The sequence below is a fragment of the Pseudohongiella sp. genome, from assembly GCF_040877505.1.
Lineage (GTDB): Bacteria > Pseudomonadota > Gammaproteobacteria > Pseudomonadales > Pseudohongiellaceae > Pseudohongiella.
Genome location: NZ_JBBDNQ010000019.1, coordinates 46,408 through 67,854, shown reverse-complemented (window position 1 = coordinate 67,854; position 21,447 = coordinate 46,408). Strand labels below are relative to the sequence as shown.

The window sequence follows — 21,447 nt, the reverse complement described above, 5'->3', positions numbered from 1 at the left end:
GTTATTCATAAATTTTGTTCGGGTCGAACAGGTCGGCAGGCAGCTCAACACCGTACTCGCTGATACGTTTCGCAATCTTGGGTCGAATGCCGGTGGGCCGGAAGCGTCCGATCACCTTGCCTGCGGAATCCACAGTCTGCTTTTCGAACATGAATATTTCCTGCAGGCCCACTACATTTTCTTCCATGCCGGTGATTTCCTGGATACTGGTCACCACGCGTCGACCGTCAATCATCCGTTCGGCATCCACCAGAATGTGCAGCGCGGCTGCGATCTGTTGACGAATGGCGACAGGTGGAACAGATAATCCGGTCATGCCTATCATGTGTTCCATACGGGTTAGTGCGTCACGCGGCGAATTGGCGTGAATGGTAGTCATGGAACCGTCGTGACCGGTGTTCATGGCCTGCAACATGTCCATGGCCTCGCTGCCCCTCACCTCGCCCAGAATGATTCGATCGGGGCGCATACGCAGGGCGTTTTTGACCAGATCACGCTGAGTGATTTCACCATGGCCTTCAATATTCGCTGGCCGGGTCTCCAGGCGTACGATGTGCGGCTGTTGTAACTGCAACTCCGCCGAGTCTTCGATGGTTACAATGCGTTCATCTGACGGAATATAACCGGACAGAGCGTTGAGCAGAGTCGTCTTACCACAACCGGTACCACCAGAGATGATCACATTGACGCGGGCCTTGCCGCAGGCGCGCAGAAATTCCGCCATGGGCGGTGTCAGGGCGCGGAAATTGACCAGATCTTCCATGCGTAGCGGATCAGCACTGAACTTACGAATGGACAGGATCGGACCATCGACCGCTGCTGGTGGAATGATGGCGTTGACCCGGGAGCCGTCAGGCAGGCGTGCGTCCACCATGGGCATGGATTCATCAATACGACGACCAATGGAAGAGGCGATCTTGTCAATGATACGACGCAGATGCTTGTCGTTCTGGAATTGTACATTGGTTTCTTCCAGACGACCTTTGCGTTCCACATAGGTCTTGGCCCAGGTGTTGACCAGGATATCGGAAACGGTGGGGTCGGCCAACAGTGGCTCAAGTGGGCCAAGGCCCAGGATTTCATCCTGGATTTGCCGAATGACCGTATCACGCTCACTGCTGTTCAGGCGCAGATTCTCCTGATCCATAAGGTTGCTGGCCAGCGAGGCTATCTCGCGGCGCACCTGATCCGGAGTCAGTTGATCCATTAGTTCGAGATTGATGCGGTTGAGCAAATCACGGTGAATGCGGGTTTTGGTCTCAATTAATTCACGGCGCATGCCCTGGTCTGCGAGCGGGTCATAAGGCTGTTCTGTTTTGGGTGAATCCATAATTCTGCTTCTCTGTGTTCAGTCAGATAAACGTGCTCAATCAGGAGAACCAGCCAAAAAGGCCGCGTCTTTTTTGTGTTGCATCAGGCGTCTCTTTTCCTGCGAGCATGCTCGAGATGACGCGAATATCCTTGATAATACCGGCACGGGTGGACAGCTCATTGGCGGTCTTGCCTTCGGTGGCTGCCTGTGCCGCCAGTTTAAAGTCACTGCGCACGCGATACAGGGGTACACCATCCATGACTTTTTCCATTTTCCTGAAGATGGGGTCATGAACCACGGTGTCGGTGCGATTGTGAATCACCGCCAGGTGCGCTTTGGGGATGTCGCGCAGGGGCAGGCGCTCGATCATAATTTTCAGATTCCGCAGCATGGACAGGGTATTCTGCGTCACCAGGAACACCGGGTCCGACATGCGCAAAACCTGCTCATTGCATTCGTTAAGGCAGGTCGGCATGCTGATAACGACCAGGTCATACGAATCTGCCAACGTATTGATCAGCCTGGTGACTGCGTCGGCCTTGATGTCATCCGTATGGCTCAAGTCGCCTGGTGATGGCAGGAAAGACAGGCCACTGGGATGACGTACCATAAGTGAGTCAATAAACACCTGGTCGATGCGTGACGGGTTGCGCAGGGCCTCCAGCACACCGGCATCAGCGCGCACATCCAGATCCACGGTAATGGTGCCGAACTGAATATCCATGTCTACCAGACATACCGTTTTGTTGAATTCGGTGGTGAGCTGATGCGCCACGTTCAGGGCCAGAAAACTGGAGCCGGCACCGCCACGCGTGTTCAGAAACGCGCAGACTCTGCCGCGATGAGCGGTACTGGTAGCGATGACTTTGCGGCGACGTGCGCGTGTGCTTTCCAATGCCGTGGTAATGTCGATGGCAGTGATGGGTTGGGCCAGTACATCGCGAACGCCATTGCGCATCAACTGTCGAATCAGGTTGACGCTGGCATCCTGCACCGTGACAAAGACATGGGTCACTTCACCGTGCTTTTCCACGAAAAACGCGATATCGTCTAGTGAATCCTTGTTTTCGTTATCCAGTTCCAGTACCACCACATCCGGGAGCATGGCCAGCCTGGCTAGATCAGCCAGAGGTTGTTGTCCCTGATAGCGCTGTACCTTGTGCGTCAGACTGTCGATGCCATGCATCGCATTGTTCAGATCGTCACCGGTTTTCTGGTTAAGCACAAGACTGACGACGCTTAACTGGTTTTGCATATAACTTCTATCTCTGTGTAACGCGTCAATTTATAAAGAAAAAATCCGCTAGTACTGTTTCTGTGATGTGTTGATATCTTCGGCCACGCGCGTGGTTTCAAACGCAGGAATATTAAGCTGTGGGCTCAGGCCCAGAAAGGCAGGTACAGCTAATGTGTGCGTTACATTACGCAACGCGACTGTCACCAGCGGCACTGGTTCCGGCCGATTGGATCGGCTGGTGCCCGAACAGGCATAGCGTACTTCAATTTGATTGCCAAGGATATCAGGCAAATGCAGCTGGGCGCGGTTCAGCATCCGGCAGGCGGTGTCGGTCGAATTCGCCGTGCAGTTGCTGGCGCCTGCCAGAGTGACCGTGACAGGCGTCCCTGCCGGACAGCTCAAAGGAGCACCACCGGGGCAGGAAGTGCCCCAGATATTGCATATAGGGTCACTGACGATGGCCAGGCGGGCCATGTCGCGGGTTGCCTCATTGGCACGTGAGATGACCAGCACCATGATGACGAATTCAAAAATGGCCAGTATGAGCAGGAAGAACAGGCCCAGTGTCACTGCAAATTCGACCATGGTGGCACCGCGCTGTCGGCTTGGGCCGCGTCGCCCTGCAAAACGTTCAAATGCTTTATCAGAGCCCAAGAAAACGCTCCTCGGCCGACGTGTTCAGCATGATCGGACCAATGTTAAAGAGAGGCGTAGATGAATCCCCGAAAAGGGTGATATAGCCGGTTTCCACTTCGACGTGGATGACGCAGGCTGGGGTGCTGACATTCGGTGCAATTATCGTGAAACTGACGTCACCCGGATTTAGGCCGGGCAGCACAGGGTCGCCGTTAACTGATTGGGCCACAAGTGTCTGCGCGCTTGTCACGGCATCGGCCCAGCCCGGACCGATACTGCAGTCATCCGTGTTGACGGCATCCGGGATGCGGGCGATATAGCGGGCCCCCGTCGTGACCTGTTTAGTGAGCTGGTTTTGCTGATACAGCAAGCGGCCCATTTCGGTAAACCCGAACAATAACAAAAACAGCAGCGGTGACAGAATGCTGAATTCGATCATAGCAGTGCCGCGCTGCTGTCTGGGCAGCGTTGACTGATGCGGTCTATGATCGATAGCGTCGCGTTGCTTCATGGTTAATTCGGGTCGAACTCCTTATTCGAATAACTGGGTTTCGCTGTAATATTCCGCCACTGTCTCGGCATCGGCAGCCCACTCTACATACTCATAATAGAGCGAGTTGGTTGAATCATCGACAACCTCGGTCAGGAACAACCGCGCAAATCCTTCCGGACGCACCATGGTGAATACCGAGTTACCATTGATATTACGAATACCGCAGTTGACCACGGCTACCAGCATGGAGCGCCGGTTGGCGTTGCTCAGCGTGGGGGGCGAAGTGCTGGTGGTATTCACGGTGTCGGGCGGCGGGTAACCGTGGTAGCTGCCATCGCTGTTGTCCGGATGCTGGCCAGCCGGCGAATTCGGATTGAACTGCGGCTCACGACTGGGCAATTGATGTGGTGACGAGGGGTAAGCATCCAGATCCGCATCAGCATAGTTGTTGCCCCACAGCTCCCACAAATAGACTTCCCAGCGCGTCATGGTCTCCCAGCTCACCGGTCGGCCGGCGGGCTGATGATCATGGTAGGTGCTGAAATAACCGTTCCGATCCCAGACACCGTTACCATAATTATTGCGACCCGCTACAGCGTCAAAGGCTGAGTCGCGCGGGTAGGAAATCACATTGGGAGCGGCCTTGTAGGCATTACGGGCTGCCTGATCGCCAAAATGCGGATTGTTGTACAGACCAAACCGGGTGTTCATGGCGTTGGCGACAGCATTGCCAAAATTACCGGTACGGGTATCGAGCAGGGGACGTGTGCAACCGGTTGCTGTCGGGTCGGCCATGTAGGCGGTGACCTCCGGGGTGCCGTTGCCCGCGCCGGGCGGCTGCATCCAGCCAAAATTGCCCGGTGCCCAGGCGTCAGAACCGTCGCCGGAATTCAGGTACGCCACCTGCGCGCCCTCGATCATGTTGTCCGCAAACGGCAATGGCTCATGCGGATTACACATCAGGATAGGGGGGTAGTTACAGGCATAGAAATGCTGACCGGCCATGGCACGGGCGCTGCTAAAGACGCGAGACTGCGCGTTGTCCATGGTGGCATTGAGTACGGGTAAAAACAGCAGGGAAAGGGAATAAGCGTCACTGTTATCCCCCGGTTCCAGTCGGACCCGGGCGTAGGAGGCTTCGGTGTCGTCAGCCGCGAGGCGACGTCCATCCACTTCGTCTTCGCTGCAGTACACCTGGATATCCGCAGGATCTGCACGCGACCCGATGGAACAATAAAAATCTATCTGAAGGGTGTTGCCCAGCAAGGGCCGAATATCGGCAAAGCGGCTGTCATGCTGCAGCAGATTGCGCGCAGCGGCTTCGGCGTTGGCGCGCGAACCGGGCTTTCCCGTCAGTTCAGCGGCGGCTGCCAGTGCCGCAGCATCGGCTGCATTCTGCATTTCCGATCGCAACACAAACAGGCGACCCAGGTCCAATGACAATACGCCCACGCCCGCCAGCGCGGTAGCCATGAGGGCGGTGAAAACCAAAAAATTGCCTTTGTCTTTTTTCATTGTCCATTACTCGATTTAGCCTGATCAGGCGTGGGGCTTAACTGCCACCGCCAACGCTGAGGATCAGGCTTTCAGGTTCAGACTCAACAGACCGTGCGCGTTGGGATTCCAGCGCGCGCTCGGCGCTTTGACCGTCAATGCGGTCAGATTCATCCGGGCCAGTGGCATCCGGGTTGATCACCTGCACCGCCATATTCTGACGCACGGCGTTGCCAAAGTTGTCGGCAAGATTGAGCGGCCGGGGGGCACCCGATGAGGTGCAGGCGTTCAGCAGCAGCATCAGCGTGACTGCAGCAAACAATGTCGCCGATGTTGTTGTACTCCGATCCTGGTAACGCCGTGTCTGTGTGATGTTGAACATGGTGTGATCTCCTTCAGAACTGGTGACCGCTGGCGCCGTCCAGGCCGTCTTCGATCCGGTCTGCGGGCGTTTGCGGGGAAACCGGATTGCCCTGGGCATCCATCGGCGGTGCGCCTTCCACCCGGCCTTCAATATACTGTTCGATCCGACTCGGCGCCTGGTAACCCTCGGTGGGCAGGACCAGTGCACCATCCCCCGAGGATTGCACCAGACGCGGGGTAATGATGATGACCAGTTCGGTTTCATCCTGCTGAAATTCACTGCTACGGAACAGTGCGCCCAGAATGGGGATACTGCCCAGTCCCGGGAATTCCCGGGCCACGGTGCTGATATCGCTTTGCAGCAGACCGGCAATGGCAAAGCTGTTGCCATCACCCAGCTCCACGGTGGTGCCCGCACGGCGTGTGCGCAGACCGGGAATGGTCGTGCCAAGAATGGCGGTGCCGGTGGTGAAATCGAGATCTGACACTTCTGTCGTCAACTGCATATTGATGCGGCGGTCTGAGAGCACGGTAGGCGTAAAACGCAGGCCTACACCAAATTCCTTCCACTCAATGGTGATGGTGCCGGCATTGTCGCCACCGGTCTGGGCAATGGGTACCGGAAACTCACCGCCCACAAGGAAATTGGCCTCCTGGCCTGACAGTGCAACGATATTGGGCTCAGCCAGAACCTTGGCCGAACCCTCTTGCTCCAGTGCCTGCAACACAACACCAACAGGTATGGAGCCAAACGACGTGGTCTCAATGCCCAGGCCGCCGCCAAAAGCGGATTGCACCGGATTGCCAGTGAGGAAATTGAACACGGTATTGTCGCCGGCGCTGCCACCGCCATAAGCTTCGATGCCAAGATTGCGCAGAGCGTTACGTTTAACTTCGGCGATGCGGGCTTCCAGCATTACCTGTTGACCACCGCCCACCTGCATCAGATTGATAACCTCACCTTCCCCGGCGGCGTAACTGCGGGCCAGCTGCAGGGCTGTGTCCATGGTCGCGGCACTGCCAACCTGGCCGCTGAGCAGGATCTTGCCATTGGCGGAGCGCACCTCGATATTGGGTTCGCCGGGCAGGGCTTCGTGAAAGTTGCGTTTGAGACTGTCCATGTCATACCCCACCACCACGTCCATGACAGCGATGACCCGGTTGTTAGTATCGCGGAATGCGAGATTGGTGGTACCGGCACTGAGGCCCATGATCAGGAACTGCCGGTCGTTAAGTAGCTCGACATCGGCGATACTGGCATTTCCAACAATAACCTGTTCAAGCGCCCGGGCGCTGCTAATGATCTGCGTTTTGCCGATGGGCAGGGTCAGTTCGCGAGTAGCGCTGTTGTCGCTGAACCCCAGTGTGAAGTCCTCTGTTTGTGCCTGGGCCATTGAGATTGCCAAAGCCAGCGGTGTTGCGATCATTGCGGCACAGACGGTAAGTCGCATCAGCGTTTTGCACACGGACAGCCAGCTTCGAAAGCTCCCGGCGAGTCTGTTATTGTTGTTGACTAAGGGCATCATGGTTCCTTTGAGGTCAGTTGCTCGTGTCGTCGGGCGTCACGGTTTCTTCATTGACGATGAGTCCGCGGATAACCTGCACCTGGTTGCTGGGGGGCGGCGCGGGCGCGCGGCCTTGTTGGCCGGCAGCCGAACCCAGATCTTGCGGACCCCAGGTCCACAGGTTACTCAAGGCAATGGTGCGTGATTCGTCTTCTTCGTGATCCAGCCCGCTGCGCAGGGTCAGCGTCAGGGTGCCCACTTCCAGTGCCAGGGTCAGCGTCTTGGCCTCTTCCTGGGTGGCGAGCAACGTGACGACGTTGACCAGTGTCGGTTCGGCAAAATCTTCGGCGTTGGTCTGGTCAATGGCCAGCACGGTCAGATCCTGGAGTAAGGTACGGGTGACCGGTTGATTGTCACGGCGTCCAATGGTGGTGGTGTGCAGCACATCGATACGATCGCCCGGCAACACAAATCCACCAACGCCGCGTACGGCATTCACCGGTATGGAAATGCCGCGCTTGCCCTCGGTGATACGCCCGGTAATACCGCGATACAAAATACCGGTGGACAGGCGGGGGGCGATGACCACCTCGCCTTCGCTGATTGGGGTCATGACGGTTACCGGCGGGTTTGCAAGGGTATCCTCAACGCGGATAAAACTGTTGACCGGAAAGGCATTGAGCGGCAGCTCAACGACGCGTAAATGCGATTCGTTCAGTTCGGTACCGATGGGTAAATCGACGTCTGCGACCACGGTGGCGCGAGTTTCAATTCGAGGTGCCGGAGCTTCAACAACAGTGGGTGCAGTCTGGTTGGTCAGCATTTGATTGACCAGGTAAGCGGCCACCCCGCCCAGGGCGAGGGCTAATCCCAGAAACAGAAGCGCTCTGGATCTCATGGTCAATCTCCTGTACTAATTCGATATTGTTATCGGCTCTCAGTAATGGTGCTACCTCCCTGGTGGCTTTTCAATTAAACACGTCTATTACACGCGCTCATACTAATGGGTAGCCAACGGCCAGCAATGTGCCGATGGCAATGGCGACGGCGTAAGGCACTGAATGCGCGCTGCGGCCGTAACGCAGCAGCATGATCAGGCCAAGCACGCCGCCAGTCACCCCAGTAACCAGCACAATGTTCAGTGCTGTGTTCAGACTGCCGCCAATGGCACCGGCAGCTGCCAGCAGTTTGACATCACCGGCGCCCAGCCAGCCCAGGGCAAACAGGCCGAACATGGTTGCCAGTAATGTCAGGCCGCTGAGCAGCGCAAATCCGGCGCCGTGCCAGCCAGCCAGCCAGCCATGCAGCACTAGTCCTGCGCCAAACCCGGCGAGGCTTAAAAAATTGGGTATACGGCGCTGGCGCAGATCACAAATCAGCGCAGGAACCATAATCGACGCCGCCACTATCAACGGTGCCCATTGTGCCAAATGGTCCATGGAACTGAGTCTCTGTTTCCGGGAGGTCTGGCGCAACCACAACCCCGATGGCATTTTATGTCACCGGGGATTCGGGTTATCGCCGATCGTTACTCCGTCGTTCCGCCTTCGGCGGCAGCAGGAAGTGCATCTACCGCTGTCTGGAATGCCTCTATTATGGCAGGGCCGATCAGGGTGATCACCGCGATCGCGGCAACAGAGACCAAGGCTACCAGAATGGCATATTCCACCATCGTGGCCCCGGACTCTTCTTTTGCAAAACGCTTGAGTAAGTTGTTCAGCAGGTTTTTCATGGGGGTAACTCCTTGTTGTTCAGTGTTCATCGTAAGACGATAAGGTTTTTGAAACCGGCAATGGTCTGCCAGCGCACAGTCGGGGGTTACTCCCTGTTAAAACGCTCCCGATTCACACTTGTTCAGTTTGACATTAAGCTGTCATCAGCAAAAGTTCAAACCTTTAATCCATTTTCCTTCCACTTAGTGAAAAGCTATCACTAACCAGTCAGGCAAATCGTTACAAAATTATGCCATCCAACCGCAGGACTGACATTTTTCGTCGCTCCATTGACCGCAACACATTCAGTATGCACCTTTTGGAATAGAAAAGCATGTAACCCGGGTCACAAAATTTGCAAACATTTGTCTTAAATCGGTTAAATTGATGATGAACCGTGAGCTGTGTCACAGAAACGTTATGAATTTGTTGCTCATCCGTTACCTGTGGCGGGTCCAACGGATTCACAGATACAGGTTTACAAACATCAGCTAAAGACTTTTGCCAGACGTGAGTTTCTGGCGCTCAGAGGGGCACTGAATACACAAAAGTGCGGGTGATAACGGGGAAGTGGGAAAAACCAAAAGATTACGCGCCCGCCCGGCAGCCAAAAGCTGCACGGGCAAACGCGTTACTGCATCAAGCTAGATACTTGTTGATGGCATCAGCCACCAGACGACCTTCATCAATGGCCCGTACCACCAGCGACTGTCCCCGGCGGCAATCGCCTGCGGCGAATACCTTGGGGTGGCTGGTGCGGAAGTCCTTGTACTCGGCTTTGTAGTTGGAGCGCTGATCCAGCTCCAGCCCCAGCGGGTTGCTGACGTAGTGCTCCGGCCCCAGAAAACCCATGGACAGCAGTATCAGCTCGGCTTCCCAGAATTTGGTTGTGCCTGGCACTTCCTTGAAATTGCTGTCGACCTCAACGGTATTGATGCCCAGCAGTTTGCCGTGTTCGTCGCGGACAAATTCCTTGCCGCTGATGGAGTAGACGCGCGGGTCGCTGCCGTCGCGGTAGGCGGCTTCTTCATGGCCATAATCAGAACGGAAAATCTTTGGCCACAGCGGCCAGGGGTTATCAGCGGGGCGCTCGCGTGGCGGCTTGGGCATGATCTCAAAGTTGACCAGCGACTTGCAGCCGTGACGCAGCGATGTAGCGATACAGTCGGTACCGGTGTCACCGCCACCGATAACAATGACGTTTTTATCCTTGGCATTGATGTACTGGCCGTCTTTCAACTCGGAATCCAGCAGGCTCTTGGTGTTGGCGGTGAGGAATTCCATGGCGTAGTGCACGCCTGGGCCTTCGCGGCCGGGGATACCCAGATCGCGTGCGGTGGTGGCGCCGGTGGCCAGACACATGGCATCGACCTTGCCCAGCAATTCGTCAGCAGGCATGCCATTGACACCCTTGCCGCCGACATCAACGCCGGTAACAAATTTAACGCCTTCTTCTTCCAGCAATTTAACGCGGCGATCCACCACATCCTTTTCCAGCTTCATGTTCGGGATGCCGTACATCAGCAGACCACCGATACGGTCGGCGCGCTCGTAAACCGTTACTTCATGACCCGCCTGATTCAGCTGCGCGGCGGCAGCCAGCCCGGCCGGGCCGGAACCGATGACCGCCACTTTTTTACCGGTGCGGATCTTCGGCGGGTTGGCGACCACCCAGCCGTTTTCAAAGCCTTTGTCGATGATGGCGTTTTCGATGTTCTTGATGGTGACCGCGGGTTCATTGATGCCCAGTACACAGGATCCTTCGCACGGCGCCGGGCACACGCGGCCGGTAAACTCGGGGAAGTTATTGGTTTTGTGCAGACGATCCAGCGCGTCGCGCCACTGACCTTTGTAAACCAGATCATTCCATTCGGGAATCAGGTTGTAGACCGGGCAGCCGTTTTCCGATTGGCAAAACGGGACGCCACAATCCATGCACCGTGCACCCTGGGTGGCCAGGTGCTTTTCGTCGTGTTCGGAGTAAAGTTCCTTGTAATCAAGGAGTCGTTCCGCCGGCGCCCGATATGGTTCAGTCTTGCGCTCAAATTCTTTAAAACCAGTTGGTTTACCCATGTCTTAACCCATTCTTCGAAATTTATATCCTGGCAGGCTGTCACGAAACGGCCGTACCCGATGATCCTGTTCGCTTTCGCCGTTAAACTGCGACCGCCTGTTCTTTTGCCGCCATTTCTGCCAGCACACGTTTGTAGTCGCTGGGCATGACTTTGACGAACTGTTTGATGGCCTGATCCCAGTTATCCAGAATCTGCTGTGCCACCGCAGAGCCGGTGTACTGCAGGTGGTTGCTGATCAGTGTTTTCAGTTCGGCCAGATCGGCGGCATCGCTGACGCCTTCCAGCTCATAGGACTCGGTGTTGCACTGGCGAGCGAAGCTCTCATCCTGGTCCCAGACATAGGCGACGCCGCCGCTCATGCCGGCGCCGAAATTGCGACCGGTTTTGCCCAGAATGACCACGCGGCCACCGGTCATGTATTCACAACCGTGGTCGCCGATGCCTTCAACAACCGCCGAAGCACCGGAGTTACGCACCGCGAAACGCTCGGCAGCAATGCCGCGGAAGTAAGCTTCACCGCCGGTGGCGCCATACAGGTTGACGTTACCGGCGATAATATTTTCTTCTGCCTTGAAGGTACTGTTTTTCGGCGGGTACACCACAATGCGGCCGCCGGACAGGCCCTTGCCCACGAAGTCGTTGCAGTCGCCTTCCACCGTGATGGTAATGCCCTTGGCCAGCCAGGCGCCCAGGCTCTGACCCGCCGAGCCATTGAGCTTGATGTTGATGGTGCCGTCAGGCAGCATCTGCTCGCCCCAGCGCTTGGCCACTTCGTTGGACAGCATGGTGCCGACCACGCGGTTGATGTTGATCACCGGCAGTTCGATATCGACTTTTTCGCCTTTCTCCAGCGCCGGCGCTGCCATTTCAATCAATTGGTTGTCCAGCGCCTTGTCCAGGCCGTGGTCCTGCGCGATGGTCTGATAAGTGCCGGTGTTCGGGAACACGGCCTTGGCCGGCGCCAGAATCTTGCTCAGATCCAGGCCTTTGGCCTTCCAGTGATCGATGGCGATATTGCTTTCCAGCAGGTCTACGCGACCCACCATCTCGTTCAGCGTGCGGATACCCAGCTTCGCCATGATCTCACGCAACTCTTCGGCCACCATGAACAGGTAGTTGACCACGTGCTCGGGCTGGCCTTTGAACTTCTTGCGCAGTTCCGGGTCCTGAGTGGCAATGCCCACCGGGCAGGTATTAAGGTGGCATTTACGCATCATGATGCAGCCCAGCGTGACCAGCGGCGCGGTGGCAAAACCGAACTCTTCAGCGCCCAGCAAAGCGGCGATGGCAACGTCACGGCCGGTTTTGAGCTGGCCGTCGGTCTGAATCACCACGCGCGAACGCAGGTTGTTCATCACCAGCGTCTGGTGAGTCTCGGCCACACCCAGCTCCCATGGCAGACCGGCATGTTTGATGGAGGTCAGCGCGGATGCGCCGGTGCCACCGTCGTGACCGGCAATCACCAGATGATCCGCTTTAGCCTTGGTGACACCCGCAGCAACCGTCCCGACCCCGATTTCCGACACCAGCTTGACACTGATACGCGCGTCCCGGTTGGTGTTTTTCAGGTCATGGATCAACTGCGCCATGTCTTCAATGGAGTAGATGTCATGATGCGGCGGCGGCGAAATCAGGCCGACACCTGGCGTTGAGTGACGAATTTTGGCGATGTAATCGTCCACCTTACCGCCGGGCAATTCACCGCCTTCGCCGGGCTTGGCGCCCTGTGAAATCTTGATCTGCAGCTCATTGGCATTGGTCAGATACCAGATGGTGACGCCAAACCGGCCCGACGCAACCTGCTTGATCGCAGAGCGTTTGGAATCACCGTTGGCCATGGGCGTGAACCGGGCCGGATCTTCACCGCCTTCGCCGGTGTTCGACTTACCGCCCATGCGGTTCATCGCCACCGCCAGGGTTTCGTGCGTTTCTTCCGAAATGGCGCCCAGACTGATGGCGCCGGTGGCAAAGCGTTTAACGATGTCTTTGGCGGACTCTACTTCGTCCAGCGCAATCGCAGCGGTGTCCTTGCGGAAATCCAGCAGGCCGCGCAGAGTGCAGGCGCGGGTGGTCTGTTCATTGGTGTATTTGGCGAATACTTTATAGGCATCCGGGCTGTTGGTACGCGCTGCGTTCTGCAGGTTGAAGATGGCGCTGGGATCCCACATGTGGCTGTCGCCACCGTTACGCCAATGGAAATCGCCCGGGTTGTTGAGCACCGGAATACGATTTTCATCGTTGGCCGGGAAGCCCAGACGGTGACGACGTTCGGTTTCCTCGATCAGGGTAGCAAAGTTGACGCCCTGCACCCGGCTGGCGGTGCCGACAAAGCAGCGGTTGACGATGTCGTCGGCCAGGCCCACGGCTTCAAATATCTGCGCGCCTTTATAGGAGTGCAGTGTGGAAATGCCCATCTTCGCCATCACCTTGAGCATGCCTTTGGCGACTGCCTTTTTATAGGCATACACCACTTTGTCCTCGGTGTTGTATTCCGTGCCAATCAGGCCGTCCAGCTGCGCCTGCCAGACTGCTTCAAACGCGAGGTAAGGGTTCACTGCGTCTGCGCCGTAACCCGTCAGCAGACAGAAGTGATGTACTTCGCGGGCTTCGCCGGTTTCCACGATCAGACCGATACGGGTGCGTTCGTGGGTTTTGATCAGGTAATGGTGGACCGCACCGGTGGCAATCAGGGCGCTGATGGCCGCGCGGTTTTTGCTGATCTTGCGGTCGGACAGAATGATGAACGCATAACCGTCAGCAATGGCCTGACTGGCATCGTTGCAAATGCGTTTCAGTGCGTCCTGGAACCCTTCATCGGCATTCACGTCATAGGTGATGTCGATCACTTTGCTGCGCAGGCCGTTGTAGTCCATGTTGGCAATGGTCTGCAATTGCTTGTTGGACAGAATCGGGTGCTTCAGGCTCAGGCGGTGAGCCTGGTCTTCGCGGGTTTCCAGCAGATTGCCTTCCGGCCCGATGAAACACTCCAGCGACATCACCACTTCTTCACGGATGGAGTCGATGGCCGGGTTGGTGACCTGGGCAAACAGTTGTTTGAAATAGTCGTAGATCATGCGTGGCTTGTCGGACAGACAGGCCAGCGCCGAGTCATTGCCCATGGAGCCCAGCGGATCGCGCGCTTCGGTGATCATCGGCAGCAGCATGAACTGCATGGTCTCGGTGGTGTAACCAAAAGCCTGCATGCGCGCCAGCACGTCCTCAGAATCCAGGGAATGCGCTTCATTGCCGTCGGACAATTTGTCCAGCGTGACCCTCTGATTACTCAGCCATTCACCGTAAGGGCGCTTGGCGGCAATGCTGTGCTTGAGTTCTTCGTCCGGAATCAGGCGGCCCTGTTCAAAGTCGAGCAGGAACATACGGCCCGGCTGTAGTCGACCTTTTTCCTTGACGTTGGCCGGGTCAACTTTGACCACGCCCACTTCCGAAGCCATGATGACCTTGTCGTCGTGAGTGACATAATAACGGCTGGGGCGCAGACCGTTACGGTCGAGCACGGCGCCGATGTACTGGCCGTCAGAGAATACAATGGAGGCCGGGCCATCCCAGGGCTCCATCAACGCTGAATGGAATTCGTAGAAGTCTTTTTTGTCCTGCGTCATGTTGACGTCTGACTGCCAGGCTTCAGGGATCATCATCATCACCGCTTCCTGCAGCGAGCGACCCGACAGCAGCATGAACTCGAGCACGGCGTCGAACGAACCGGAGTCGGAGCAATCCGAGTCGATGATGGGGAACAGGTCTTTCAGCTTGTTGCCAAACAGGTCGGTATTGAGCGTGCCTTCACGTGCCACCATCTGGTTGACGTTGCCGCGCAGGGTGTTGATTTCGCCGTTGTGACTCATGAACCGGTTAGGCTGCGCACGATCCCATGACGGGAAGGTGTTGGTGCTGAAGCGCGAATGCACCATCGCCATGTGGGTTTCACAGGCGGGGTTGGTCAGATCCTGGTAAAACGGGAACAGCTGGCCCGGGGTCAGCATGCCTTTATAGACAATGACCTTGGTGGACAGGCTGCAGGCGTAAACCATCTTGGCTTCGCGCAGCGACTTGTCGCCACGCAGCTTGTGGGTAAAGCGCTTGCGGATGATGTACAGCTTGCGTTCGAAGGCTTCTTTGTCCAGGCCCTCTGCAGCGCCTATAAACAGTTGCTCGATCTGCGGCTGCGCCATGCGCGCGGCCGGGCCCACATCGGCGCCATCAGCATCAACGGGCACTTCGCGCCAGCCCAGCAGGGTCTGGCCTTCTTCGGCGATGATCTGATTGATGGCGTCACGGCAGAATTCGCGCTCTTTGCTGATCTGGGGCAGGAAGATGTTGCCGACTGCGTATTTGCCTTTCTCCGGCAGGCGAGTCGACAGCTCTTCGCTGGCGATATTGGCAAAAAAGGTGTGGGGCAGTGCCATCAGGATGCCGGCGCCGTCACCGGTGTTGGCTTCAAAGCCACAACCGCCGCGGTGATCCATGCGCGAGTTCAGGTGATAGGCATCCAGCATGATCTGGTGACTGGGACGACCTTTAATGTCTGCAACAAAGCCTACGCCGCAGGAGTCTTTTTCGCTCGCCGGGTCATAGAGCCCGGTCTTTTCCGGGAAACCAAACTTGTAGGGGTATTGGGCCTGATCAGTCATAAGTCGCTAAGTCTCGTTATATCGTTATGTTGTTTCCGCTTCGGCTTTCATTAACGTTCCTGGCCGACACGATCGATCTTCAAGCGTTGCAAGCCAGGAGATGCGTGGGTTTTGGATTTTTGATTTGACGCGGCTCGATGACGCTGCCTGCACCCCGGACGGCGTGTCCGACAAGTTCCGGACGGTCGTAAAACCACAGTACGCTGTTTTACGGGGGCTGGACACAATACCACCGAACGAAAATATGTCAAGCTGTGACGATCCCTGTCAGGGACGCATCTTGGCTTGATAAATGTTCATGTCTGGATTAACCTTCCTCTCCTGTATGCCCCTGAATCTCTAGGTTAAACAGGTCTTTTAAGGGGTAATGATACTCATTCTTAACGCCAGTGATGGCGGTCGGCGTCAGCGTGGTTTTTACGGGGCGGCCCGGAAAGCGTCAAGCAGGCGTGGCGGACATGATGTCGCTGCGTGCGTGGTAGGTCACATGGTGTCTGGAAAGCGCCTTAAAAAACAATATTTTATAAATGAGGGGAAATCGCGTGGAAATCGTACGTTATAAACGGGATGTATGGGGTGATGAAGTCATTCTGGGTGTGTCCTGGGATTTGCTTTGGGTCGTTGCCGTGGCAATTCTGGTGCTGCTCGCGGCGCATGCCATCTTCATGGCGGCACTGGCCAAAAAGAAAGCCAAACCCTCCGCTGCCGGTCCGAAAGTACACCGTCACGATACCATCGATCGTGCCTTTCACTGGATCATGGCCGGCTCTGTGCTGGTGCTGATCGCTACCGGTGTCATGCCCATCATTGGCATCCGCTTCGCCTGGCTGGACATCCACTGGATTGCCGGTCTGCTGCTGACCTTTGTGGTGATCTTCCACATTATTCGCGCCTCGTTCTGGCAGGACTTCAAGTCCATGATCATGACGCCGGCCGATTTTGCCGAGCCCTTTGATGAAACCCGTAAGCCGGGCAAATACTCCTTCGAACAAAAGGGTATGCACTGGGCGATGACCGTGCTGGTGCTGCTGGTGATTGTCACCGGTGTGATTCTGTTCATGAACATCCGCACGCCGTTCTGGGATCGCCCGTCGGTAGCCGATGAAGCGCAACTGGGTCTGATGTTCCTGCTGCACGGTCTGGCTACACTGGCGCTGGTCGCCTTTACTGCGATTCACATCTACTTTGCTGTCCGCCCGGAGAAGATCTTCTACACACGCTCCATGGTCAAAGGCTGGATCTCCGAAGATGAAATGCGCGCGAACCATGACTCAAGCAAATGGAAGGTGAAAGATTGACCGACGTTAAGAACCTGGAAAAAGATATCGAAGTAGTCGAGTCTGGCTACGAATTCCTGCTGGCGTACGCTGCTCAGGGGCGTCCGCCGCATGACGAGGCAGATTACCCGCCACCTCACGCCAGACCGACGTTGCAGGACATGCTGTCGTCAATGGAGAATGTGCTGGCAGCCCTGGGCGAGACTCAGCATGAGTATGAACTGGTGGTGGCTGAAGATATCCGCAAGGCCAGCGCGACCATTCGTTTTGTGCTGGCGCAGCCAAAGATGAGTTCGGAGCTGGTTGACAACCTGAACGCATCCATTCATCTGCGCGCAGTGCTGACGGACTTCTTCCTGTACAGCGAATTGTTCAAACCTGCGTCCGAGGAAGAAACACTGTACAAAAAGGCCTGACTCGCTGGTCCGGCCTCAAATGGTCTCCTGCGGCGCCCCGATGGTGCCGCAGACAGATCACTCCCTGCATGGCGTTTGCTCTGCAATTACTGGTTCATCAGTACCATTACGCCTGCCGCCACTATTACCGTAATGACCACTAATACCAGGAATCGCAAGCCCAGGCTGCGCTCCCCCCGCCAATTGTATTGCTCCTCCTCTATAAAGATCGGATTGCTGTTGCGCTTGAAAAATCTCATTTGACTACCTCATGGACTGCTTACTCGTGGACTGCTTGCTCATGGACTGCTTGAGTACTGTTTGTTGGACAACAGCGGGGGCTAAAAATTTGCGATGAATTATGGCAATGCCGTGCCCAATCATGACGGGAGATCTTAATTGTGCAGCATTGTGACAAATTGAAATGCCCTGCGTTTGTGTGTGCTGTCAGCTAGCCGCTTGAATTCAAACTGATATACTTGTGCCGATTAAAATAACAAGGCCAAAAACCATCATGCAGAATCTCTTTGTCCCTGCCTACTCTCGGGCCGCGATTGTTTCGCATTCGTTACTCAACCCGGGGAGCATTCTCCTGGCCGCCATCGTTCTGCTGGTCGCAGGTATTGTTCCGTCAGCGCGCGCGCAGGATTCCGGTGCCGCCGGGGTGATCCAGATGGCACAAGTTGGCGACGACGTCGCGGGCATCGAGCTGGATGGTTTTCTGAGCGAAGCGGTTTGGCAGACGCTGCCGTCCTTTGATGGCATGCGGGTGATCAGCCCCGATACACTGGAACCGGCGCCTTTATCCACCGATAGCCGCATTTTCTACAATGATCGCGGCATTTACGTCGGCGTTATGAATTATCAGTCACCAGAGACACTGGTCGCGCGCATGAGTTCACGCGACGATGGCGTGCAGCGTGACGGTTATGTGATCTCCATTGATGCCTCCGGCGAGGGGCTGTACGGCTACTATCTGCGCGTCAATCTGGGTGGCACCTTGTCTGACGGTACCATTTTGCCGGAAAAGCAGATCAGCCGGGACTGGGACGGCCCCTGGCAGGCGGTGACCCAGGAGCTGGACAATGGCTGGTCAGCCGAGATCTTTATTCCCTGGAGCATGATGGCCTTGCCCGATCGAGGCGACACCCGGCAGATCGGTATTTACACCGAACGCATGGTTGCGGCCGACAATGAAACCTGGTCATGGCCCGCCTTGCCCGGCACCAATCCCGAGTATCTGTCTGCCTTTCAGACTTTCGAGCTGCAGGGTGTCAGCCCCAGCACCCAGTTCACCTTTTATCCCTACGCATCGGCGACACACAACAATATTACCGGCGAAACCGACGGCCGGGTCGGCGCCGACCTGTACTGGCGACCGAACTCCAATACCCAGCTCTCCGCGACACTGAATCCGGACTTCGGCACCGTCGAATCCGACGACATCGTGGTCAATCTGGGCGCGTTTGAAACCTTTTTCTCGGAAAAACGCACCTTCTTTCTGGAAGGCCAGGACGTGTTTACCGCCTCGCCCCGCGCCAGCGGGGGTCCGTTCGGGCCCACTACCGTGCTTAATACCCGGCGCATCGGCGCGGCGCCGGATTTTGACATTCCTGATGGTGTGCAGACCCGCACCACCGAGCGCAACACCCCCACCGAACTGCTGGGCGCGGTCAAGATCACCGGTTCACAGGGCAACTGGCGTTACGGCTCGCTGCTGGCCAGCGAGGACGATACCGTGATTCGCGGTACCGCCGCTGACGGTTCGCGCGTGAACGTGCAGGCGCAGGGGCGTGACTTTGCCATCGGCCGCCTGTTATATGAGGACACCAGCGGCGGTGGCCGTCGCGGCATCGGTTGGATCGGCACGCGTCTGCAGCATCCGGACCGTGACGCCAGCGTCAACGGTGTCGACGTGGCCTGGTTCTCGCGCGACACACGCTGGGTGTTCGACGGCCAGTTGCTGCACAGTGATGTCGACGACGTGACCGGCAAGGGCGGCTTCTTTGATCTCAACTACCGGCCTTCGCGGGGGATTAATCATGCCTTCACCGGCACCTTTCTGGACGACACGCTGAACATTAATGATGTCGGATACGTGCAGCGCAACGATCATTATGTGCTGGATTATCGCCTGAGTGTCACCGAATCCGGGCTCGCGCGCTACCGCAGCCGTGAGCGCACCATGAATGTGATCAACCAGTGGAACGGCGAGGGCAGGCCGGTGCGCCTGGGGCTGTTCTTTGGGCAGAATGTCACCTATCAGGACAACACCTCGCTGAACCTGAACTTTCGTTACTTTCCGCCGCGCGTGGACGATCGGCTCAGCCGTGGCAATGGAACCTACAAGATACCGCACCGGCTGGCCTACGATTTCACCTGGCGCAGTGACCGCTCGCGGCCGCTGAGCTACAGCGTGGGTATTGGCAACTCCCAGGAAGACCTGGGCGTCAACAACATCAGCTACACTGTGGGTGTGGAGTGGCAGCCCAATGACCGGTTCGCCACTGAACTGGAAGTCGAATACCGGGAGCGCGATTCGTGGCTGGTGCATCAGGGCGATAACCGCCTGACAGCATTCACCGCGATGGGCTGGTTTCCGGAGTGGAACGCAAGTTACTTTATCAGCGCCCGCCAGCAATTTCGGGTGTCCATGCAATGGACCGGCATCAAGGCGCTGGAGGATGAGTTCTACCTGATTGATCAGAGCGATGTCCGGCACCTGAATCAGGTTGCCCGGCCAGGCTGGGCGTCGGGTGATTTTAATGTCAGCCAGATGAGTTTTCAGGCCCGTTATCGCTGGGAGATCGCGCCGTTGTCTGACCTGTTTATTGTTTATACCCGGGGCAGCAATCTGCCGCGAACTGCGCAGGGGGATTACCAGGATCTGCTGTTTGATGCCTGGAGTGAGCGGATTACCGATACCTGGGTTGTCAAACTGCGCTACAGGTTAGGAAGCTAGTGAGCAAGGGAAGCTAGCGTCGTTGCCATTGCTTCGTTAAAAACAGGCTTAAGATGCTCACTTACTTATAGTAAGCTCCGCGCTTGCGCCTGTTTTTGCCTCGCACTGACTGCCTCGCTGACGCTTCTTGAGTGATGTGGATGCGGCGCAGAGGGGTTCTGGTGTGTCATCTATTGGACACAGAATTGTTGTAGACTGGTCGGCTGACAGCATCAACATTTAGGGCTAAAAGGGATACACTGATGGCAACAGCATCGATCAAGCGATTACTGAGCGGAGTCCTGATAATGGGAACGGTCATGGGGAATGTGGTGCCGATAGAGCCTGCCTACGCCCAGCGCGAAGCGGCCGACAAGATTGTGGTGGCGCACCGTGGCGCCAGCGGTTACCTGCCCGAGCATACCCTGCCTGCCGTTGCCATGGCCTACGCCATGGGCGCCGACTTCATGGAGCAGGACGTGGTGATGACCCGCGACGACCAGCTGATCGTGTGGCATGACCTGACCCTGGATCGCAATACGGACGTTCGCCACCAGTTTCCGGGGCGCGCCCGCGAAGATGGTCGCCACTATGTGGTTGACTTTGATCTGGCCGAACTGCGTCAGCTCAAGGTCACTGAAGGCTACCGGCTGAATGACAACGGGGTGGAAGAGCAGATATATCCCCAGCGTTTCCCGCTGTGGCAGGGCAGCTTCCAGATTCACACCTTTGCCGAGCAACTGCAGATGGTGCAGGGCATGAATCGCGCCTCCGGCCAGGACATTGGCATTTACCCGGAAATCAAGTCGCCCGCCTTCCATCACGACAACGGCAAGGACATCAGCACCGCCATCATCCGTGAGCTCAAGCACTTCGGTTACACCAGCAAGGACAGCAATGCCTACCTGCAGACGTTTGAGTTCGACGAGCTCAAGCGGGTGCATGACGAGGTGTTCCCGGCGCTGGGCGTGGAGCTGAAGCTGGTGCAACTGATGGGCGATGATGAGGTCTATCAATGGATGCTCAGTGCCAGTGGCATGCGTGATCTGGCGCAATACGCCGATGGCGTGGGACCGGAAAAAGGCATGATCATCAGCCCCGACTCCACGCGTAATGGCCTGCTCATCAGCTCACTGGTCAGTGACGCACATCAGGCCGGCATGCAGGTACATCCCTACACGTTCCGCAAAGATGAGGGCCATATTCCGCCCTATGCCGACAATTTTGAACACATGCTGGAACTGTTCCTGTTTGAAGCCAATGTGGACGGATTGTTCACCGACTTCCCTGACCGGGCGGTCGAGTTTTTGCGCGACCACGACTGACAGCGCGGGCAGCGCAGGGTTCGCGCCAGGGTA

Annotated in this window: 17 protein-coding genes; 4 read left to right on the top strand and 13 right to left on the bottom strand. The window is 56.7% G+C overall.

What is annotated here, in order from left to right:
- Position 1: 1 nt before the first annotated feature.
- The 12 genes from WD071_RS07180 to gltB all read right to left on the bottom strand — a co-directional run bounded on the left by WD071_RS07180 (position 2) and on the right by gltB (position 15,476).
- Entirely contained in the window at positions 2-1,330 is a 1,329-nt protein-coding gene (locus WD071_RS07180; RefSeq protein WP_368047675.1) for a CpaF family protein, read from the bottom strand.
- 40 nt (positions 1,331-1,370) lie between these two features.
- A complete protein-coding gene (locus tag WD071_RS07175; protein WP_368047674.1) occupies positions 1,371-2,567 on the bottom strand; it encodes a CpaE family protein in 1,197 nt (398 codons plus the stop codon).
- Between the two features lie 48 nt (positions 2,568-2,615).
- Positions 2,616-3,203: a TadE/TadG family type IV pilus assembly protein gene (locus WD071_RS07170; protein ID WP_368047673.1), complete on the bottom strand. Its 588-nt coding sequence runs from the start codon at positions 3,201-3,203 to the stop codon at positions 2,616-2,618.
- Positions 3,193-3,624 (bottom strand): TadE/TadG family type IV pilus assembly protein, encoded by a 432-nt coding sequence (locus WD071_RS07165; RefSeq protein ID WP_368047672.1) that lies wholly within the window; start codon positions 3,622-3,624, stop codon positions 3,193-3,195. Before WD071_RS07165 ends, WD071_RS07170 begins: the two co-directional genes overlap by 11 nt.
- Before the next feature lie 93 nt (positions 3,625-3,717).
- Entirely contained in the window at positions 3,718-5,193 is a 1,476-nt protein-coding gene (locus tag WD071_RS07160; protein ID WP_368047671.1) for a pilus assembly protein TadG-related protein, read from the bottom strand.
- Positions 5,194-5,230: 37 nt separating this feature from the next.
- Positions 5,231-5,554, bottom strand: a complete 324-nt coding sequence (locus WD071_RS07155) for a hypothetical protein (protein WP_368047670.1) — start codon at positions 5,552-5,554, stop codon at positions 5,231-5,233.
- 13 nt (positions 5,555-5,567) lie between these two features.
- The gene (locus WD071_RS07150; protein ID WP_368047669.1) at positions 5,568-7,061 is read right to left on the bottom strand and encodes a type II and III secretion system protein family protein; all 1,494 of its coding nucleotides are present in this window, start codon (positions 7,059-7,061) and stop codon (positions 5,568-5,570) included.
- A 13-nt stretch (positions 7,062-7,074) separates the two neighbouring features.
- On the bottom strand, positions 7,075-7,938 hold the full coding sequence (gene cpaB, locus WD071_RS07145) for a Flp pilus assembly protein CpaB (protein ID WP_368047668.1): 864 nt from the start codon (positions 7,936-7,938) through the stop codon (positions 7,075-7,077).
- A 97-nt stretch (positions 7,939-8,035) separates the two neighbouring features.
- A complete protein-coding gene (locus WD071_RS07140; RefSeq protein ID WP_368047667.1) occupies positions 8,036-8,479 on the bottom strand; it encodes a prepilin peptidase in 444 nt (147 codons plus the stop codon).
- 89 nt (positions 8,480-8,568) lie between these two features.
- A complete protein-coding gene (locus tag WD071_RS07135) occupies positions 8,569-8,772 on the bottom strand; it encodes a Flp family type IVb pilin (protein ID WP_368047666.1) in 204 nt (67 codons plus the stop codon).
- A 619-nt stretch (positions 8,773-9,391) separates the two neighbouring features.
- Positions 9,392-10,825 carry a glutamate synthase subunit beta gene (locus tag WD071_RS07130; RefSeq protein WP_368047665.1) on the bottom strand — a complete coding sequence of 478 codons (1,434 nt, stop codon included), beginning with the start codon at positions 10,823-10,825 and terminating at the stop codon, positions 9,392-9,394.
- 82 nt (positions 10,826-10,907) lie between these two features.
- A complete protein-coding gene (gene gltB, locus WD071_RS07125; RefSeq protein ID WP_368047664.1) occupies positions 10,908-15,476 on the bottom strand; it encodes a glutamate synthase large subunit in 4,569 nt (1,522 codons plus the stop codon).
- A 542-nt stretch (positions 15,477-16,018) separates the two neighbouring features.
- On the opposite strand from gltB, the gene WD071_RS07120 reads away from it, so the two are divergent.
- Both WD071_RS07120 and WD071_RS07115 read left to right on the top strand, forming a co-directional pair.
- A complete protein-coding gene (locus WD071_RS07120) occupies positions 16,019-16,774 on the top strand; it encodes a cytochrome b/b6 domain-containing protein (RefSeq protein ID WP_368047663.1) in 756 nt (251 codons plus the stop codon).
- On the top strand, positions 16,771-17,169 hold the full coding sequence (locus WD071_RS07115) for a hypothetical protein (protein WP_368047662.1): 399 nt from the start codon (positions 16,771-16,773) through the stop codon (positions 17,167-17,169). Before WD071_RS07120 ends, WD071_RS07115 begins: the two co-directional genes overlap by 4 nt.
- A gap of 86 nt (positions 17,170-17,255) precedes the next feature.
- Here WD071_RS07115 and WD071_RS07110 read toward each other — a convergent pair whose 3' ends face one another.
- On the bottom strand, positions 17,256-17,408 hold the full coding sequence (locus WD071_RS07110) for a hypothetical protein (protein ID WP_368047661.1): 153 nt from the start codon (positions 17,406-17,408) through the stop codon (positions 17,256-17,258).
- 254 nt (positions 17,409-17,662) lie between these two features.
- On the opposite strand from WD071_RS07110, the gene WD071_RS07105 reads away from it, so the two are divergent.
- Positions 17,663-20,110, top strand: coding sequence for a DUF5916 domain-containing protein (locus WD071_RS07105; RefSeq protein WP_368047660.1), 2,448 nt, complete (start codon positions 17,663-17,665; stop codon positions 20,108-20,110).
- A gap of 242 nt (positions 20,111-20,352) precedes the next feature.
- Entirely contained in the window at positions 20,353-21,414 is a 1,062-nt protein-coding gene (gene glpQ / locus WD071_RS07100; protein ID WP_368047659.1) for a glycerophosphodiester phosphodiesterase, read from the top strand.
- Positions 21,415-21,447: the final 33 nt, after the last annotated feature.

Bases quoted from the DNA above. Each gene is read 5' to 3' on its own strand.
- WD071_RS07150 (WP_368047669.1), bottom strand. From the start codon at position 7,061: ATGATGCCCTTAGTCAACAACAATAACAGACTCGCCGGGAGCTTTCGA.
- WD071_RS07155 (WP_368047670.1), bottom strand. From the start codon at position 5,554: ATGTTCAACATCACACAGACACGGCGTTACCAGGATCGGAGTACAACA.
- WD071_RS07140 (WP_368047667.1), bottom strand. From the start codon at position 8,479: ATGGACCATTTGGCACAATGGGCACCGTTGATAGTGGCGGCGTCGATT.
- WD071_RS07175 (WP_368047674.1), bottom strand. From the start codon at position 2,567: ATGCAAAACCAGTTAAGCGTCGTCAGTCTTGTGCTTAACCAGAAAACC.
- WD071_RS07130 (WP_368047665.1), bottom strand. From the start codon at position 10,825: ATGGGTAAACCAACTGGTTTTAAAGAATTTGAGCGCAAGACTGAACCA.
- gltB (WP_368047664.1), bottom strand. From the start codon at position 15,476: ATGACTGATCAGGCCCAATACCCCTACAAGTTTGGTTTCCCGGAAAAG.
- glpQ (WP_368047659.1), top strand. From the start codon at position 20,353: ATGGCAACAGCATCGATCAAGCGATTACTGAGCGGAGTCCTGATAATG.
- cpaB (WP_368047668.1), bottom strand. From the start codon at position 7,938: ATGAGATCCAGAGCGCTTCTGTTTCTGGGATTAGCCCTCGCCCTGGGC.
- WD071_RS07135 (WP_368047666.1), bottom strand. From the start codon at position 8,772: ATGAAAAACCTGCTGAACAACTTACTCAAGCGTTTTGCAAAAGAAGAG.
- WD071_RS07110 (WP_368047661.1), bottom strand. From the start codon at position 17,408: ATGAGATTTTTCAAGCGCAACAGCAATCCGATCTTTATAGAGGAGGAG.
- WD071_RS07160 (WP_368047671.1), bottom strand. From the start codon at position 5,193: ATGAAAAAAGACAAAGGCAATTTTTTGGTTTTCACCGCCCTCATGGCT.
- WD071_RS07165 (WP_368047672.1), bottom strand. From the start codon at position 3,624: ATGATCGAATTCAGCATTCTGTCACCGCTGCTGTTTTTGTTATTGTTC.
- WD071_RS07180 (WP_368047675.1), bottom strand. From the start codon at position 1,330: ATGGATTCACCCAAAACAGAACAGCCTTATGACCCGCTCGCAGACCAG.
- WD071_RS07105 (WP_368047660.1), top strand. From the start codon at position 17,663: ATGCAGAATCTCTTTGTCCCTGCCTACTCTCGGGCCGCGATTGTTTCG.